The 15,036-nt window shown below is 59.7% G+C and carries 16 protein-coding genes and 1 pseudogene; 8 read left to right on the top strand and 9 right to left on the bottom strand.

What is annotated here, in order from left to right:
• Positions 1-69: 69 nt before the first annotated feature.
• Positions 70-702: a TetR/AcrR family transcriptional regulator gene (locus tag M5G26_RS24775; protein ID WP_273916720.1), complete on the bottom strand. Its 633-nt coding sequence runs from the start codon at positions 700-702 to the stop codon at positions 70-72.
• A gap of 164 nt (positions 703-866) precedes the next feature.
• Between M5G26_RS24775 and M5G26_RS24770 the strand changes: the two genes are divergently transcribed.
• A complete protein-coding gene (locus M5G26_RS24770) occupies positions 867-1,307 on the top strand; it encodes a hotdog fold domain-containing protein (protein ID WP_273916719.1) in 441 nt (146 codons plus the stop codon).
• A 63-nt stretch (positions 1,308-1,370) separates the two neighbouring features.
• On the opposite strand, the gene M5G26_RS24765 is transcribed toward M5G26_RS24770, so the two are convergent.
• Positions 1,371-2,057: a GNAT family N-acetyltransferase gene (locus M5G26_RS24765; RefSeq protein ID WP_273916718.1), complete on the bottom strand. Its 687-nt coding sequence runs from the start codon at positions 2,055-2,057 to the stop codon at positions 1,371-1,373.
• Between the two features lie 276 nt (positions 2,058-2,333).
• Here M5G26_RS24765 and M5G26_RS24760 point away from each other — a divergent pair, with 276 nt between their 5' ends.
• Together M5G26_RS24760 and M5G26_RS24755 are read left to right on the top strand one after the other, a co-directional pair.
• Positions 2,334-2,657 (top strand): YXWGXW repeat-containing protein, encoded by a 324-nt coding sequence (locus M5G26_RS24760; protein WP_007908150.1) that lies wholly within the window; start codon positions 2,334-2,336, stop codon positions 2,655-2,657.
• A complete protein-coding gene (locus M5G26_RS24755; protein WP_443218397.1) occupies positions 2,658-2,912 on the top strand; it encodes a YXWGXW repeat-containing protein in 255 nt (84 codons plus the stop codon). It abuts the gene before it with no gap.
• 15 nt (positions 2,913-2,927) lie between these two features.
• Here M5G26_RS24755 and M5G26_RS24750 read toward each other — a convergent pair whose 3' ends face one another.
• Positions 2,928-3,491 (bottom strand): YceI family protein, encoded by a 564-nt coding sequence (locus M5G26_RS24750; protein WP_273916717.1) that lies wholly within the window; start codon positions 3,489-3,491, stop codon positions 2,928-2,930.
• A 74-nt stretch (positions 3,492-3,565) separates the two neighbouring features.
• Positions 3,566-4,921, bottom strand: coding sequence for an MATE family efflux transporter (locus tag M5G26_RS24745; protein ID WP_273916716.1), 1,356 nt, complete (start codon positions 4,919-4,921; stop codon positions 3,566-3,568).
• Between the two features lie 200 nt (positions 4,922-5,121).
• Between M5G26_RS24745 and M5G26_RS24740 the strand changes: the two genes are divergently transcribed.
• From M5G26_RS24740 to M5G26_RS24730, 3 genes and pseudogenes are all read left to right on the top strand, one after another.
• Complete coding sequence (locus M5G26_RS24740; RefSeq protein WP_273916715.1) at positions 5,122-5,685, top strand: chorismate mutase; 564 nt, start codon at positions 5,122-5,124, stop codon at positions 5,683-5,685.
• A gap of 157 nt (positions 5,686-5,842) precedes the next feature.
• Positions 5,843-6,212 (top strand): annotated as a pseudogene (locus M5G26_RS24735) (hypothetical protein).
• A gap of 148 nt (positions 6,213-6,360) precedes the next feature.
• Positions 6,361-8,004 carry a sensor domain-containing diguanylate cyclase gene (locus M5G26_RS24730; RefSeq protein WP_273916714.1) on the top strand — a complete coding sequence of 548 codons (1,644 nt, stop codon included), beginning with the start codon at positions 6,361-6,363 and terminating at the stop codon, positions 8,002-8,004.
• On the opposite strand, the gene M5G26_RS24725 is transcribed toward M5G26_RS24730, so the two are convergent.
• The 3 genes from M5G26_RS24725 to M5G26_RS24715 all read right to left on the bottom strand — a co-directional run bounded on the left by M5G26_RS24725 (position 8,005) and on the right by M5G26_RS24715 (position 10,831).
• Complete coding sequence (locus M5G26_RS24725) at positions 8,005-8,298, bottom strand: hypothetical protein (protein WP_273916713.1); 294 nt, start codon at positions 8,296-8,298, stop codon at positions 8,005-8,007.
• Between the two features lie 91 nt (positions 8,299-8,389).
• Positions 8,390-9,478, bottom strand: coding sequence for a polyamine ABC transporter substrate-binding protein (locus tag M5G26_RS24720; protein WP_273916712.1), 1,089 nt, complete (start codon positions 9,476-9,478; stop codon positions 8,390-8,392).
• Between the two features lie 51 nt (positions 9,479-9,529).
• Complete coding sequence (locus tag M5G26_RS24715) at positions 9,530-10,831, bottom strand: NAD(P)/FAD-dependent oxidoreductase (RefSeq protein WP_273916711.1); 1,302 nt, start codon at positions 10,829-10,831, stop codon at positions 9,530-9,532.
• 160 nt (positions 10,832-10,991) lie between these two features.
• On the opposite strand from M5G26_RS24715, the gene M5G26_RS24710 reads away from it, so the two are divergent.
• Complete coding sequence (locus M5G26_RS24710; RefSeq protein ID WP_273916710.1) at positions 10,992-11,900, top strand: LysR substrate-binding domain-containing protein; 909 nt, start codon at positions 10,992-10,994, stop codon at positions 11,898-11,900.
• A gap of 69 nt (positions 11,901-11,969) precedes the next feature.
• A complete protein-coding gene (locus tag M5G26_RS24705; RefSeq protein WP_273916709.1) occupies positions 11,970-13,088 on the top strand; it encodes a hypothetical protein in 1,119 nt (372 codons plus the stop codon).
• Between the two features lie 35 nt (positions 13,089-13,123).
• On the opposite strand, the gene M5G26_RS24700 is transcribed toward M5G26_RS24705, so the two are convergent.
• Complete coding sequence (locus M5G26_RS24700; protein ID WP_273916708.1) at positions 13,124-13,567, bottom strand: c-type cytochrome; 444 nt, start codon at positions 13,565-13,567, stop codon at positions 13,124-13,126.
• A gap of 99 nt (positions 13,568-13,666) precedes the next feature.
• Positions 13,667-14,998 carry an aminotransferase-like domain-containing protein gene (locus tag M5G26_RS24695; RefSeq protein ID WP_273916754.1) on the bottom strand — a complete coding sequence of 444 codons (1,332 nt, stop codon included), beginning with the start codon at positions 14,996-14,998 and terminating at the stop codon, positions 13,667-13,669.
• Between the last annotated feature and the right edge of the window lie 38 nt (positions 14,999-15,036).

The following is a 15,036-nucleotide window of genomic DNA, read 5'->3' as shown; positions in this document are numbered from 1 at the left end:
TCTTGAGCCTCGAGGGCTCTACTTCCTCCCCATCAAAGAGCTTTGAGGCTCTTTTTTTGTCTGCGCAAATCAGCTGTCCGACAGCGAATCGGCGCGGATCGAGCGCCACGCCGCTTGTGCCAGCAACTCGCGATAATCCGCCGGGCTGCCCTTCACTCGTCCGGCCAACCAGGCGCGGCAGTAACTGTCGGCCTGACCAATGATCAACGACGGCAACAGTTCGGCGGGCAGCGCCTTGAGTTCGGCAACGCGCCCCGATTCCGCCAGCCAGTCGCGCAGACGCACATTGCGGGTCTTGTTGCGCTCCGCCAGTTCGTCTTTGAACGGACCTTTGGTCACCGCAAACCGCGCGTGGTACTGGAAGCGCGCCCACTGCGGTTGACGTTCGACCCAATCGACGTAGCTGAACACCAGCGCCTGCACACCTTCCTCGGTGGTTTTCGCCGCCTCCAGATAGGCATCGCGCAACCTCGCCTGATCCTCCAGCGCGGTGAAAAACAACGCCGCGACCAAGCCCTCCTTGTTGCCGAAATGGTGATAGATCGCCCCGACACTGGTGTCGCACTCGGCGCGAATCATCTCGATGGTGGTGGCTTCGATCCCCTGCTCGTTGAACAGGCTCAGCGCCTTGCGAAAGATATCGCGCTTGAGTTCGGCACGGCGGCCGGGGTAGCTGCGTTCAAGTAAGTCTGCGGTGTCCATGTTGCTCACGGCCAGAAAGTAGAGGTTGGAAGGGCCACAGCGTGTCCCCTGACAAAACACGCTCAGGTTGACAGATTTGTCGCAGACAGAATACCGTTCCGTTACAGAATATTATTCCGTAACGGAACATCATTCTGCAAAATCACTTTCCACGAGGCGTTTCCATGAGTCAGTTTCTCAGCATGTTCAACAGCGCAGGTCCGCAAGCCTTCAGCCAGATGGCCTGCCAGGTCGCGCCGTACTTCAGCACCATCAACCCACTGGTGACCGAGTTGCGCGCCAATGCGGCGACGGTGGAGGTGCCGTTCCGCCGTGAGATCACCAACCACCTCGGCACCGTGCATGCGATTGCCATGTGCAACGCCGCAGAACTCGCCGCCGGGATGATGACCGACGTGTCGATCCCGGCCGGCGCACGCTGGATCCCCAAAGGCATGACCGTGGAATATCTGGCCAAGGCGAAAACTGATGTAACGGCGGTGGCCATTGGTGAGGGCGTGGATTGGCAGAGCGAGGGCGACAAGATCGTCAACGTAGATATTCACGATACCGAGGGCAAAAAAGTGTTCACCGCGCGCATCACCATGAACGTCAAACTCGGCTGAATGACGCGCACAAAAAAGCCCTTGCTGCGGAATGCACAGCAAGGGCTTTTTACCGGCGTGGGATCAGTGCAGCGTCAGGCGCTGCCGGACAAATTCTTCGGTGTGGCGGCTGGTCTGGTCGAGGTGTCGGTCGCGCTGTTTCTCTGCGTCGAGCATCGCCCGCTTGCCGTTTTTCTGCAGCAGATAGGTGTGGATTTGCTGCACTTCCAGCGACCGGTAGATCGGCGTGGTGTCGATAAATCCGCGCAGGCCGTTGCTGCGGTAATGCCGGGTGCTCATCAACACCTGGGTTTCACGCTGGCCAATCACCTCAAAGCCCAACGCTTCGAAGTACGGGACTTTGCCGACCGTGCAGGCCAGTTCCGCGTGGGGATAACGCCCGAGCATTTCGCCGATCATCGCCCGCGCCACACCCTGACGCCGATACCCTTCGCGAACCGCCATGTAGGCGACGCTGCACGCTTCCCAATCGCCCTGCACCGGCAGGTACAACAGAAAGCCGATCACTCGCTCAGGATCATCCTCGTCGGTGGCCACCAGCAACTCGACGTCAGTGCCCTTCTCGCCATTCAACGCTTCCAGATACAGATGCACCTCATAGCCAACCGCGTACTGATAGACGTTGTACAGCAGATTGCTCGGGCCGAGACCGACCGCGCTGATGTCGGTCAGGTAGTCAACGACCAGTTGCAGAATCTGGCTGTTGACGCTCTCGGGGCATGGGGATTTGTAGTGGGTGATGCGTGGCATGACAGGTGAACTCCGGCGGAAAACCGCGACATCATACCTTGCGGGCTGAGCCAGCCTGCATTGGCAATGAAATCAAAGGTGGGAGCGAGCCTGCTCGCGAATGCAGTAGCACCTTCAACATAGAAATTGACTGACCCGACGCCTTCGCGAGCAGGCTCGCTCCCACAGGCTTGTCCCTGACAAAAATTTCATCCGTCTCAGACAGGATCTTTTGCAAATCCGGTATCCAATTCTGCAGCTGCGTTCACTTTTCGACGCAGGCCTTGAGGAGTTGTCATGAGCGTTTTGCGTTCCCTGTCCAAATGGCGAAAAACCCTGCTGCTGGTGCCGTTGACGCTGGCCGCGCTGAGCAGCGCCCCGGTGTTTGCGCAACCGGTGGTGATCGTTCAGCAAGCTCCACCGCCGATGCGCATGGAAGTGATGCCCGGCGCGCGTCCTGGTTATGTCTGGGATCAAGGTCATTGGCGCTGGCAAGGACGCGGTTACGTGTGGATACCCGGCCACTGGCAACCGGTAAGGTACGGCGCGCGCTGGAAACCCGGGCACTGGCAGGCACGCGGGCCAAACTGGTTCTGGGTCGAAGGGCATTGGGTGCGATGAATGCGCGACAGCCTGACCATCACTTCTTGCGGGGACACCACCCTGTGTAAAACCGTTAAAGCACTGCTGGCCGCTACGCTGGTGGCCGTTACATTGTCCGGTTGCGTCGTCGAACCGGCTCGTCCGCATCGGCCTCCGCCGCTGGTAGAAGTCGTTCCGGTGATGCCGGCACCGGGTTATCACTGGGTTGCCGGGCACTATCGCTGGGGCGGCGACCAATGGCGCTGGGGGCCGGGGCACTGGCGGGCCTATTGATTGCAACAGCGGGCGTCACTGCTGCGGCGCCACCACTTTGAATTTGATGGCGATGTCCTTGGACACCACGGTGTCCGCCCACTCCCCCGCGCCGAGGCCGAACTCATCGCGGTTGAGCACCAGCTCACCGTCGAAAACGCCGATGGCGCTGTCCGGTTTCAATTCCACCGGTACCTGAACCTCACGGGTGATGCCTTTGAGGGTGAGCTGGCCGTAGATCAAGTAAAGATATTTGATTTTTGGATCTTGGGTAAAACGCTTGGATTCGAACACCGCCACGGGGAATTTTTCAGTGTCGAACCACGCCGGTTTCACCAGTTCGGTGTTGGCGTCTTCGCTGCCGGCATCGATGCTGGTGAGATCGATATGCAACGAGGTGTGGGCGTCGGCGAGGTTGTCGGTGTCAAAGTCCAGCGTCGCCTCGAACTTGCCGAAGGTGCCGTACACCCGCGAGCCCATCTGGTTGTAGGTGAAGCTGATCTGACTGGCGGTGGTGTTGACGCGGGTGTACTCGACAGCCTGCGCGGCACAGACGACGCACAGCGAACTCGCGGCAGCCAGCAGTAATCGGATCGACATCGGATTCTCCAGGCGGGGCTTGCCGTCGAAGGCCTCGATTGACTTAAGCAAACATCCGACTGTTACGCCAGCGCCTACACCAGACGCTCGATCTTCTGATGCCGCCAGACCAGTTTGTAATACAGGGTCTGCAACACCAGCATGCTCAGATACGCCACCGGAAACGCCATCCACACGCCCTGCAAACCATATTGGCCGTCCAGCCAGTACGCCGCCGGCAGTTGCACACCGACAACGCAAATGATCGCAATGATCACCGGCACCAACACTGTGCCGCTGGCGCGCATGATCCCGCCGATGATGGCCTGGAAGCCAAAGACCAACAGGCTCCACAGCATGATGTGCAGCAGATGCTCAGCCATTGCCCGGGTCGAATCCTCGGTCAGGAACAGCCCCAGCAACCAGTGCGACAGCAGATAGCCGAGCACGATCAAGCCGCCGGTCAGGCACACGTTGATCAACAGCCCGGTGCGCAGAATCGGCCCCATGCGTTCGAGTCGCCCGGCGCCGATGGCCTGTGCACCGAGAATCGACGCGGTGATCGCAATCGACAACGCCGGGAACTGCACATAATTGACGATCTGCGTCACTGCGCCATACGCCGCCGTCGCTTGCGAGCCGTGCTGGTTGACCAGCGCCAGAATCACCAGCTCCGACAGCGACAGCACAATCATCTGCACGCCGGTCGGCAGGCCGATGCGCAACACCTTACCGAGAATCACCCCGTCGAGACGTAGCGCGGCGAAGAACTCGCGGTCTGGCGCCAGTGGGTGCCCCTTGCTGATCAGGCGCCACGCCAGCCACGCCATCGCTGCCAGGTTACCGGCCAGCCCCGCGTACGCCGCACTCTGAATGCCCAGTTGCGGCAAACCGAACCAGCCGCGAATCAGCGCCGGCGTCAGGGCCAGCCCGACGCAGGTCGACACCACCAGCGCCAGCAACGGCGTCAGCGTATCGCTGACCCCGCGCAACAGTTGCGTGAACAACACGAACACCAGCAGCGACGGCAAGATCCACATCATCACATGGGCATACGCCACCGCATCGTCGAGCACATCCGCCGGCGTCCCCAACCCCGCCAACGCCTGCCGCGCGAATACGCTGCCCAACACCGCAGCGACCAGACCGATCAATACGCCCAGCAACAGCGTCGCCCCGGCAATCGCCTTGACCATGTGCGGCTCACGCGCGCCCCACGCCTGACCGATCAACACACCGGCGCCTGCGCCAAGGCCGATCACCAGCGCGATAAAAAAGAACACGATGGGAAACATCCCCGACACCGCCGCCAGCGCCTGGGTGCCGAGCATCTGGCCGATGTAGATGCTGTTGACCGTGCCCGACATCGATTGCAGAAAATTGGACAGCACCATTGGCGCGAGGAACAGCAGGTAGGTGTGCCAGAGTGGGCGTTGGGCGGCGGCTTGCATTGAATAGAGGTCCATCTCGAACGGCGGGAGGGCTGATGGAGGATAGCTTCGGCGAGTTGCACGCGGGGCGCAATTAACATTTCAAATCGGTGTTTATTGCCGGTGCTTACGCCTGTGTAATTGGCACGGACCTATAGGTGTCGGTTCAGCGCTGTGGTAAACAACTGCCCACTTCCATTGCTCTCATTGAGGCTCTGTTCATGCCGCACGTTGCCAATCTGTTGACCGCCAGCCTACTCGCCCTGCTCGCCACCAGCGCTCACGCCGCCGCGCCCGGCGAAACGTTGAAGCCGTTGCTGGAAACACTCAACGAACGCCTGAACATCGGCGACCTCGTCGCGCTGACCAAATGGGACAGTGGCAAGCCGATTCAGGACAGCCCGCGTGAGGCGCAGGTCATCGACAATGCCCGAACGCTGGCCGCCGAGCGCAAGCTTGACGCTGAAGAGGTGGCGCAACTGATTGCTGCGCAAATGGAGGCAAATAAACTGGTGCAGTACGGTTTGCTCGCGCAATGGCAAGCGGCGGGTGCCGCGCCGGACACTCCGCGCCCCGACCTGGGCAAGCAGATCCGCCCGCGTCTGGATGAATTGCAAATCCGGCTGTTGCAGCAATACGCCGATTTTGCGCCGTATCGCCATAATGCGAATTGCCCAGTGTGGCTGGCCAAGGCGCGCAGTGGCCTGACCCACGATGCGCTGCATGAGCTGGCTTTGACGCGGGCGACCGGTGAGCTGTGTGTTCGGGCGGCGAAGTCGCGCTGAGAAAGATCAAAGGATCGCAGCCTGCGGCAGCTCCTACAGGGAATGGTGAACCATCATTGCGGTCGATGTTCACCATCACGTCAATGAAGTTCTCATAAAAACTCCACGGCGTAACATCGGCTCCAGACCAACCAACAACACCCCGGAGCACACGATCATGAAACGCCAGACCCTTCTCAGCATCGCTTTTTCGGTTTTTGCCATTAACGCTTTTGCCGCCAGCCCGGCACATACCCAAGTCGCTGAAGGCGGCTCGGACAAGTTGATTGAAAGTCGTGTTGCTGAGGGCGGTTCTGATCGTCTGCTCGAACGCCGCGTTGCCGAAGGCGGTTCTGATCGTCTGCTCGAACGCCGCGTTGCCGAAGGCGGTTCCGATCGTCTGCTCGAACGCCGAGTTGCCGAAGGCCGAAGGCGGTTCCGATCGTCTGCTCGAACGCCGCGTTGCCGAAGGTGGTTCCGATCGTCTGCTCGAACGCCGCGTTGCCGAAGGCGGTTCCGATCGTCTGATCGAACGCCGCGTCGCATAACTCAACGGTTTCACCGCAATCCCAAGAAAAAGCCCGGCCTGATCAGCCGGGCTTTTTCCTGCCCGCTACCATCCATTCCCCGACTGGCCACCCACCGCCGATTGCGCATACCATGCGGCCACAACTCCAAAACAGACCTCGCCTGCCCATGCTCAAAGCCAGTCTGCGTAGCCACCTCACCCTTTGGTTTGCCGGTTTATCTCTGCTGACGCTGCTCAGCGTGGGCTTCTATGTGGGTCACATCGCCACTGAACAAATGAAGCAGGCCAGCGGTAATGCGCTGCTCAACACGGCGCGCTCGGCGGCATCGTTGCTGGGTGAACAACTGCGCGAACGCCAGTTGGAGGTTTATCTGCTCAGCCGCGCGCCGCATCTGGAGCGTGGCGATCTGGACAACCCGGCCATTCTCAAATCGATGCAGCTGCGTACCCAGGCGCGCACCGAGTATGCGTGGATGGGCGTCACCGACGCCGAGGGCAAGGTACGTCAAGCGGTGAACGACTTGCTGGTCGGCCTATCGGTGCAACAACGGCCGTGGTTCCAGGCTGGGTTACGCAGTGAGTACACCGGCGACCCTCATGAAGCAGTGCTGCTGGCGAAAATGCTGCCGGGGCTGCCGAACGGTGAACCGCTGCGTTTCATCGATTTCGCCGCGCCGATCCACAACGCCGACGGTAAGGTGATCGGCGTACTGGGTGCCCATGCGCACTGGAGTTGGGTGACGCGCATTGTCGAGTCGGCGGCGTTTTCGCATAAGAACTCAATGCCGGATATCGAGGCGCTGATCATCGATCACGATGGCAAGATTCTCTATCCCGAAGCACTGATGGGCCAGCAACTGGCGGCGACTGATTCGAAGTTGCACGGTTGGACGGCGGGTAACGGCTTCCTCACCAGCATGGTCACCGTACCGACGCCATCGAGTACGGCGCTCTCGTGGTCGATTGCCGTGCGCCAGCCATTGGAAACCGCGCTGCAACCGGCGCGCCTGCTGATGTACAAATTGTTGATCCTGGGTGTAGTCGCAGCGGTGCTGTTCGGCCTGGTGGCCTACTATCTGGCGCTATACCTGAGCCGCCCGATCGAACAGCTCGCCCGTTCCGCCCGACAGGTGCAGAACAAAGAACCCGGCGCGCAATTCCCGCTGCAACACCCGGTGCGGGAAATTGCCCAGCTCGGGCAATCCATTGATGCAATGACGCAATCGCTGCTCGGTAAAGAGCGCGAACTGCAAGAGGCCAATGCCTCGCTGGAAGCCACCGTGGCGCAACGCACGGCGGCGCTGACGCAGGCCAACGCCGAACTGTTGAGCCTGGCGACTCACGATGGCTTGACCGGCGTATACAACCGTCGCCGTTTCGATGAAAAAATCACCGAATACACCCTGCTGTTCCGCCGCACCGGACGCCCGTTTTCCCTGCTGCTGATCGATGCCGACCACTTCAAGCGAATCAATGACACGCACGGTCATGCGGTGGGGGATGAGGTACTACAGCAGTTGGCGCAACTGATTCAGAGCAGCTTGCGCACCACCGACTTCGTCGCCCGTTACGGCGGCGAAGAGTTCGCTGTGCTGTTGCCGGAAATCGCCAAGCCCGACACCCCGGAAGTTGTCGCCGAGAAAATTCGCGCGGCGGTTGCCGAGGCCGATTTTCCTGTGGTCGGGAATGTGACGGTGAGCATCGGCATCGGCCTGGCGGATCCGGCCGACAACAGCCACAGTGCGCTGATCAAACGCGCCGATCAGCAGCTCTATCAAGCCAAAGCGGCGGGCCGTAATCAGGTGGCGTGATCAGGCTTTCTTCAGTTCACAAATGCCGTTGGCCCTGTTCTTTCCGGTGTACGACACCGCAGGCGAACCGTCGGGATTGATGCTCAGGGAAATGGTCACGCCCGCGCCTTTGGCTTCGAAGTAGTTGTCGTTGAATTTCTTCAACTGGCCTTCCTTGCCATTGATGTAGATCGGCCCGCCCTCATCGGCGTGCACTTCGATCTTGCCAGGGCACGTAGCGTTGAGCATGGGGATGCCAGCGTGGGCAAGTCCGGTTACAAGCAACAGCGGCGCTGCCAACAGCAAAGATTTCATGGTGGGTTCCTTGAGTGCGACGGTGTGCCGACGCCTTAAGCAATACCGCAAATCCCTCAACCCTGCCAGCGCCTTGTTGCCACACTCACGGTCAGGTATTGGTCTTCAACTTCGTCCACAAGCGCGTCGTCAGCCGCGCAATCTTCGCCGGTAGTTCCTCCACCGTGAACAACTTCTCCATCACGCTTTTCGGCGGGTAGATTGCCGAATCCTGCTTCACGTCGGGGTTGAGAAATTCACCGGCGGCAGCATTCGGGTTGGCGTAATGAATGCTGTTGCTGATGTTGGCAATCACTTTCGGCTCAAGCAGGTAGTTCATGTAGGCGTAGCCGTTCTTTGCATGGGGTGCGTTCTTCGGCATGACCAGCATGTCGAACCACAGTGTCGTGCCTTCATCCGGGATCGAATACGCGATGTCGATGCCATTGTTGGCTTCCTTGGCGCTGGCCGCAGCCTGAACGATGTCACCGTTGAATCCGATCACCACGCAGACGTTGCCGTTGGCCAGATCACTGATGTATTTCGAGGCATGGAAGTACTGAATGTACGGGCGAATCTTCAACAAGGCCTGCTCGACCTTTTTGTAGTCTTCAGGCTCGTGGCTGTGCGGCGGCAGGCGCAGATAGTTGAGGGTAATCGGCAACACCTGCGTCGGGTTGTCGATGAACGCTACGCCGCACTGGCTGAGTTTCTTGATGTTGTCTTCGTCGAACAACAGCTTCCACGAACGGGTGACATCGGTGTTGCCGAAGATCGCCCGGATCTTTTCGACGTTGTAACCGATGCCGGCGGTGCCCCACATATACGGGTAACCGTACTGGTTGCCGGGGTCGTTGACCTCAAGTTTTTGCATCAGGACCGGATCAAGGTTTTTCCAGTTCGGCAGTTGCGATCTGTCGAGTTTCTGGATCGCCCCGGCCTTGATCAGGCGCGACAGAAAGTGGTTTGACGGGCTGACCACGTCATAACCGGTGTTGCCGGTCATCAACTTCGATTCCAGCACTTCGTTACTGTCATGAATGTCGTAGGTGGTTTTGATGCCGGTGGTCTGGGTGAAGTTGGCCAGGGTGTCCGGGGCGATGTAGCTGTTCCAGTTGGAGATGTTCACGGTTTCGTCGGCGAAGGCTGCCGTCGACGTCGCCGCGACTGCGACGGCCAGGGAAAGTGGGTGGATGCGCATGGTCTGTCACCTGTATTGAGTGGCTTTTGTTGTTGTGCGATAGGCGGAATTTCAGATTTCTGTTCTGGCCCTGACCGCCTCCACGCGCATGCGAAGCATGGCCCCGATATCGAAAAACGGACGCGGTGGTAGCCAGCCGGGTTCAGCGCGTTGCATCACCGCTTCCAGCAGTGGCGAGTCGACACCCGAGGCCAGTTCTGCTAGCAGCCGGCCCCATAGCGTCCCGCGCGCCACACCCGAACCGTTGCAGCCGGCCACGGCGAAGACGCCCTCTTCGACCCGGTCAAAAAACGCCTGACCGCTGCGGCTAGCACTCAAGTGGCCGGTCCAGGTGTACTGAATGTCGTGCTCGCCAAGAAACGGAAAGCGCCGCCGCAAGCCGCGCACATGGTGCTGACGACGTACTGCGAGTTCGCTGCTGGAAAGATCGCGCGTGCGGTATTCGGCGGTGTTGCGGATCATCACGCGGCGATCCGGGGTCAGGCGCACCGTAGCGCCTAGCGGCCGGGTCGACAGCACGCCCCAGGGTTCTACCGCGCCGATGGCATTGAACTCCTGATCGGTCAGCGGCCGCGTGAGGCTGGCGCTGAGTTCCATCGGGAATGTCGCGCTGTCGACGATCCCGACCCGCGGAATAAAAGCGTTGAGGCACACCAGAATCCGCTGGGCTTCGATGCTGCCTTGCGCAGCGTTGGCCCGCAGTCGTCCCCGCGCAAGTCTCTCAAACCCAGTGATATCCGTGTTTTCGTAAACCGTGATATTGCCGGGCAAGGCATTGAGTAAACCTTTTACATACCTGGCCGGTTGCAACAGGGCGTTGCCGTTGCCACACCAGATCGCCGCCGCGTAGTGAGGTGTGCCGAGCTTTTGCGCCAGCGCCGTGCCTTGGACAAACTCCGCGCGAGCGCCGAGGGCACGCAGGGTGGCCAGTTTGGCGTCGACATGCTCGAGTTTGGCGCGGTCGTTGACGGCAAAGTAATACCCGCTGTCGCGAAAATCGCAGTCGATGCCATGGCGGGCGATTCGTTGCCGAACCTCTTCGCTGGCCGCGCGGGAAATCGTTGTGTCGACTTCAAACCCGGCAAAACCCGGCGCACCGATCAACTCGCTGTGCGCCGGATGCTCATGGGCCACGACGAATCCCGAATTGCGTGCCGAAGCGCCGTGCGCCGCACGCTGTCGATCGACCACCACGATGCGCGCCTGCGGGTGCAGATCGGCAAGGGCATGTGCGGCACTGAGTCCGGTGATCCCCGCGCCGATCACCAGCCAATCGGCTTTTTGCGCCCCGCTCAAGCGACCACGTTCCGGCGAACTGCCGGCCTGCGCGATCCAGCCACATACGTTTTCCATGCCTCACCTCATTCGACTGTCGTTCTGCGGCTTGCTTCTGAACGACCACCATGCGTGAATCGCATGAACGACCTAAGAAGATCACCGCCCGAGCTAGAATCTATAAGGTCTTCTGCACACCGGCCAACGCTATAAAATCATCGAGCCATTCTGAAAGCGCATGGATAAAATTCGCCACGTCCCCTCGCTGCAAGCCCTGCAGGCACTGGTAGAAGTCGCCCGTTGCGGCAGCTTCACCCGCGCTGCGCAAACGCTGTGCCTGACACAAAGCGCGGTGAGCCGACAGATCCAGCAACTGGAAAACCACTTCAATGTCGCGCTGTTCATCCGCAGCAGCCGCAGCCTGAACCTGACCGCAGAAGGCGAACAGGTGTTGGCCAGCGCCCGCAGCATCCTTGAACAACTAAAGTCCCTCGAAGAACGCCTCGCCCCGCAGAAGCGTCCGTTCCGCATTCGCATGCATGTATCGTTGGCGGTGCGCTGGTTGCTGCCGAAACTCAGCGACTTCTATCTGACTTATCCCGAGATTTCGCTGGCTATAGAAACCGTCGCCACTGAAGTGGTTGAGCCGGGCAATGACAGTGACGCCTACATTCTTTACTTGCCGCATGCGTCGAGCGATCCGGATTGCCTGACGCTGTTCGAAGAAGCTCTGGTGCCAGTGTGCTCCCCCACCCTCGCCGGGGCGCCGCGCTCGGTCGACGAGTTGCTGCGCTTCCCGTTACTGCATCGCTCGGCCGATCGTCAGGCGTGGATTGAATGGCTGGCGGCGAATGAGGGAAAGCCGCTGGAGGATTACCGGCACATTCCATTCAACCTTGATGAATTGGCGCTGGACGCAGCGGCGCGGGGATTGGGCGTGGCAGTGACGGACATGACGCTGGCGGCAGAGTCGATCGAGCGTGGGGTGTTAGTAGTGCCGTTTGGGGAGCCGCTGAAGACTGGGGGCGTTTATGCTTTGTGCTTGCAGCCTTCAGCAGCTTCGCACCTGGCTTGTGACTTGATCATGCAGTGGTTTGCGGTCAACGCTGACCAATCCGGTAAGAACCTGCTTATTACGCCAACTTGATGGCCATCTGCTTGCATTCCTGAAGGCAGCGTCTATTTTCCTTGGACAATCCAGGCAGGAGTCCAAGACATGGGACGTTCACTTATTCTAATTGTTTGTGGCTTGCTTAGTTCCTGTGCCTATTACTCGCCCTTCATCGACCCGACGCAAGATAAGCAAACCCCCCTAAGCGCTCGGGATTTCTCCGTAAAAAAACAACAAGAACTGACCGACGAAGCCAATGCCCTCAGCAATGCCAACTTGTACGCAACCACGGCGCTTGCCGGAACACTGGGTTTTGGCGCTTACAAGGTTCTTACTGGCGGAGCCCCCCATCAAATAGCCGCACTGGCCACCGGCAGCGGCGCGATTTACGGATTTCAACAGGCGTTATACAACGAGAGCGTTGCGAGCATTCTTCTCAATGGCGCCGCGACACTGGCGTGTATCGACACGGCCTACACCATGCCTGGAGCGGACAGGGGGCGCAAAGCCATGGCCCGGCTTGAAAATACAAGCCCCACTGTCGCGACCTATATCCGTCCGGCTTTCGAAGAAGCCCTCAACAAAATCAATGCCAACGAAATTCACTATACGTCGAATGTTTCTCGTGTCGTCACGACGACCAATATCCGCCGTTCCAACCTTCAATTGAGCCCAAAGCAGACATATGATCTGCTCTCCTCCAGCCTTGCAGCGACAAAACCCGTACCGGCTCCCTCCACTCAGACGCTCAGCGCGCAAGCCACTGCGGGTGCCACCCAGTTACGCCTCCTTGGCAATAAAACAGTCTCCACCACCGATCAACAAAAGCAGGCAGAGATCCTGGCCAATCTGATAACCCTAAAAGAATGGATCGATGACATAAACGCTGCCGCAGCGAACTTCAATCCAAGCGAACTGGAAAAGTGCAGATCCACCAATAAGCCCCCTACGCTCTACGGCGTCGCTCCCGGAACTGTTCAGGGGATAAAGCAGGCTGAAACGTTAACCCTGAAAATCGAGAACTCGAGCGGTAACCTAAACGCCAGCTCTAGCGCGAAAGACAGTAACGGGGCTCGCTTTGTTGAAACCCGAATAACCACTGAAAATGGCAATTACTTCCTGGAAGTCACGGGAAAAGTAAAGACTACGACCCCTGTCTCGGTGTTTGTCAGCGATGAGGGAAAAGAAGGCGCTACCACGGTTCTCCAGGTCACCGTCATTTAACGAGGTTGTCCCGGTACGGTAAAACGAGCGCCAATTTACTGCTTCTGCAGAGCGCTCGGATCCATCTGGATGGAAGCTTCAACAGGGCTGCCGTTCGCAGAAAAGCTCTGCAAATACGCCAATAGGTTTTCAACTTTCTCTTGGTCACTCAGCCCCCAGAAAATCATCCGCGTACCGGGCACAACACCTTTCGGATCTTCCAGATACGCCGTGAGCGTTTTGCGGTCCCAGGTCAGGCCCGAGTTCTTCATCGCATCGGAATACACGTAGTTGGCCGACGTACCGGCAGCTCGGCCGATGATGCCGTTGAGTTGTGGGCCGAATCCCGGACGGGCCGATTCGCCGACCTGATGGCAACCGCCACACAGACGCGGGAAGATTTTTGCGCCGGCTTCGGGGTCGCCAGCGGCATTGGCGGAAGCAGTGAACAGGCCTGCGGTGAGGATCAAGGCCAGGGCGAGTGACGCGGTGTTTTTCATCGTGATGTCGGGCTCTGCATAAAACGGCGGCGCAAGATTAGCACTTTGTGGCGAAGGCGCTTGCTCTCTCGCCACCGTAATGGTTCACAGCGGCGGAGTTTACAGGTAAGCCGCAATGATCTTCCTGACGGTCATCAATGCTTGACGCAACACATCCATCTCTACCGAACCCAGCGCCAGGCGAATCGCATGCGGCGCATGCCCGGACACCGAAAACGGCTCGGCGGTGGTGACGGAAATCTGCTCGTGCATCAGCTCGACGACAATCTGATCGGCGCGCACGTCTTCCGGCAGCGGCAGCCACAAGAAATACGACGCTGGATGGCCAATGCTCGGCAGTCCTTTCAACACCTCGGTCGCCAGCGCTTGCCGCGCTTTTGCGTCGTTGCGCTTCTGTTCTTCCAGCAGCGTTACCGTGCCGTCGTCGAGCCAGCCACAGGCGATGGCGGTCATGACGCCCGGCGTGTTCCAGGTGGTGGCGCGAATGATGCGCTCCAGTGCAGGCACCACGTCGGTCGGGGCGGCGATGAAACCAACGCGCAGTCCTGTGGCGATGTTTTTCGACAGGCCCGAGACGTACACCGTGCGCTCCGGCGCCAGATCGACCAGCGCCGGAGGTGGGTTTTCCACCAGAAACGCGTAGGCCGCGTCTTCGATGATCGTCAGATCATGCCGACGGGCAATCGCCACCAACTGCTCCCGTTGCGCCAAGGGCATCACCCAACCCAGTGGATTGTGCAAGGTCGGCATACTGTACACGGCACGCACCGAGCGGCTGCGGCAGAGTTTGTCCAGCGCTGCGAGATCCGGCCCCTGATCACTGGACGGAATCGCCACGACTTCCAGATGCAGCGCTTCGGCTAACACCTTGAAGCCGGAATAGGTCAGCGCGTCGGCGGCAATCACATCGCCGGGTTTGAGCAGCGCCATCAGCGTCACCGCCAGGCCTTGCTGGGCGCCGTTGACGATCAGCACCTGCTCGGCCTCGACCTGCACGCCGCGCGTCAGCAGATGCCGAGCGACTGACGCGCGCTCGTGGGCACGACCGGCGTGCGGCTGATAACGCAGCAACGCTTCCAGATCGCCCGACAATGCCAATTGCCGCAACGCGCTGCGCAACAAATCGGCCTGACCGGGCAGCGACGGGTAATTGAAATTGAGGTCGATCATGCCGACCGCCACGTCTTTCTGATCGATGCCCTGCCCCGGCGACAGCGAGGTTTCACGGACAAACGTGCCACGGCCGGTCTCGCCGCTGACCAGGCCCATGGCCTCCAGCTCCGCGTACACCCGCGAAGCCGTGACCAGCGCCAGCCCTTCCTCAGCAGCCAGTTGCCGGTGAGTTGGCAGCCGCGTACCTGGCGGCAACGTCCCCGAGCGAATGTCCGCCGCATAGGCATCGACGATTGTCTTGTAGCGCGAACGTGGCATGCCGGATGTATCCATGACAATTCTTTGATTGTGCTGAT

The organism is Pseudomonas sp. TNT2022 ID642 (assembly GCF_028656995.1).
GTDB lineage: Bacteria > Pseudomonadota > Gammaproteobacteria > Pseudomonadales > Pseudomonadaceae > Aquipseudomonas.
The sequence above is the reverse complement of the archived record's forward strand: the minus strand, read 5'-3'. Positions and strand labels throughout refer to the sequence as shown.

Excerpts from the sequence above, each read along its gene's own strand:
- M5G26_RS24745 (WP_273916716.1), bottom strand. The coding sequence starts at position 4,921 with ATGCAAGCCGCCGCCCAACGCCCACTCTGGCACACCTACCTGCTGTTC.
- M5G26_RS24760 (WP_007908150.1), top strand. The coding sequence starts at position 2,334 with ATGAGCGTTTTGCGTTCCCTGTCCAAATGGCGAAAAACCCTGCTGCTG.
- M5G26_RS24705 (WP_273916709.1), top strand. The coding sequence starts at position 11,970 with ATGGGACGTTCACTTATTCTAATTGTTTGTGGCTTGCTTAGTTCCTGT.
- M5G26_RS24765 (WP_273916718.1), bottom strand. The coding sequence starts at position 2,057 with ATGCCACGCATCACCCACTACAAATCCCCATGCCCCGAGAGCGTCAAC.
- M5G26_RS24750 (WP_273916717.1), bottom strand. The coding sequence starts at position 3,491 with ATGTCGATCCGATTACTGCTGGCTGCCGCGAGTTCGCTGTGCGTCGTC.
- M5G26_RS24770 (WP_273916719.1), top strand. The coding sequence starts at position 867 with ATGAGTCAGTTTCTCAGCATGTTCAACAGCGCAGGTCCGCAAGCCTTC.
- M5G26_RS24755 (WP_443218397.1), top strand. The coding sequence starts at position 2,658 with ATGCGCGACAGCCTGACCATCACTTCTTGCGGGGACACCACCCTGTGT.
- M5G26_RS24775 (WP_273916720.1), bottom strand. The coding sequence starts at position 702 with ATGGACACCGCAGACTTACTTGAACGCAGCTACCCCGGCCGCCGTGCC.
- M5G26_RS24730 (WP_273916714.1), top strand. The coding sequence starts at position 6,361 with ATGCTCAAAGCCAGTCTGCGTAGCCACCTCACCCTTTGGTTTGCCGGT.
- M5G26_RS24725 (WP_273916713.1), bottom strand. The coding sequence starts at position 8,298 with ATGAAATCTTTGCTGTTGGCAGCGCCGCTGTTGCTTGTAACCGGACTT.
- M5G26_RS24700 (WP_273916708.1), bottom strand. The coding sequence starts at position 13,567 with ATGAAAAACACCGCGTCACTCGCCCTGGCCTTGATCCTCACCGCAGGC.
- M5G26_RS24740 (WP_273916715.1), top strand. The coding sequence starts at position 5,122 with ATGCCGCACGTTGCCAATCTGTTGACCGCCAGCCTACTCGCCCTGCTC.
- M5G26_RS24710 (WP_273916710.1), top strand. The coding sequence starts at position 10,992 with ATGGATAAAATTCGCCACGTCCCCTCGCTGCAAGCCCTGCAGGCACTG.
- M5G26_RS24720 (WP_273916712.1), bottom strand. The coding sequence starts at position 9,478 with ATGCGCATCCACCCACTTTCCCTGGCCGTCGCAGTCGCGGCGACGTCG.
- M5G26_RS24715 (WP_273916711.1), bottom strand. The coding sequence starts at position 10,831 with ATGGAAAACGTATGTGGCTGGATCGCGCAGGCCGGCAGTTCGCCGGAA.
- M5G26_RS24695 (WP_273916754.1), bottom strand. The coding sequence starts at position 14,998 with ATGCCACGTTCGCGCTACAAGACAATCGTCGATGCCTATGCGGCGGAC.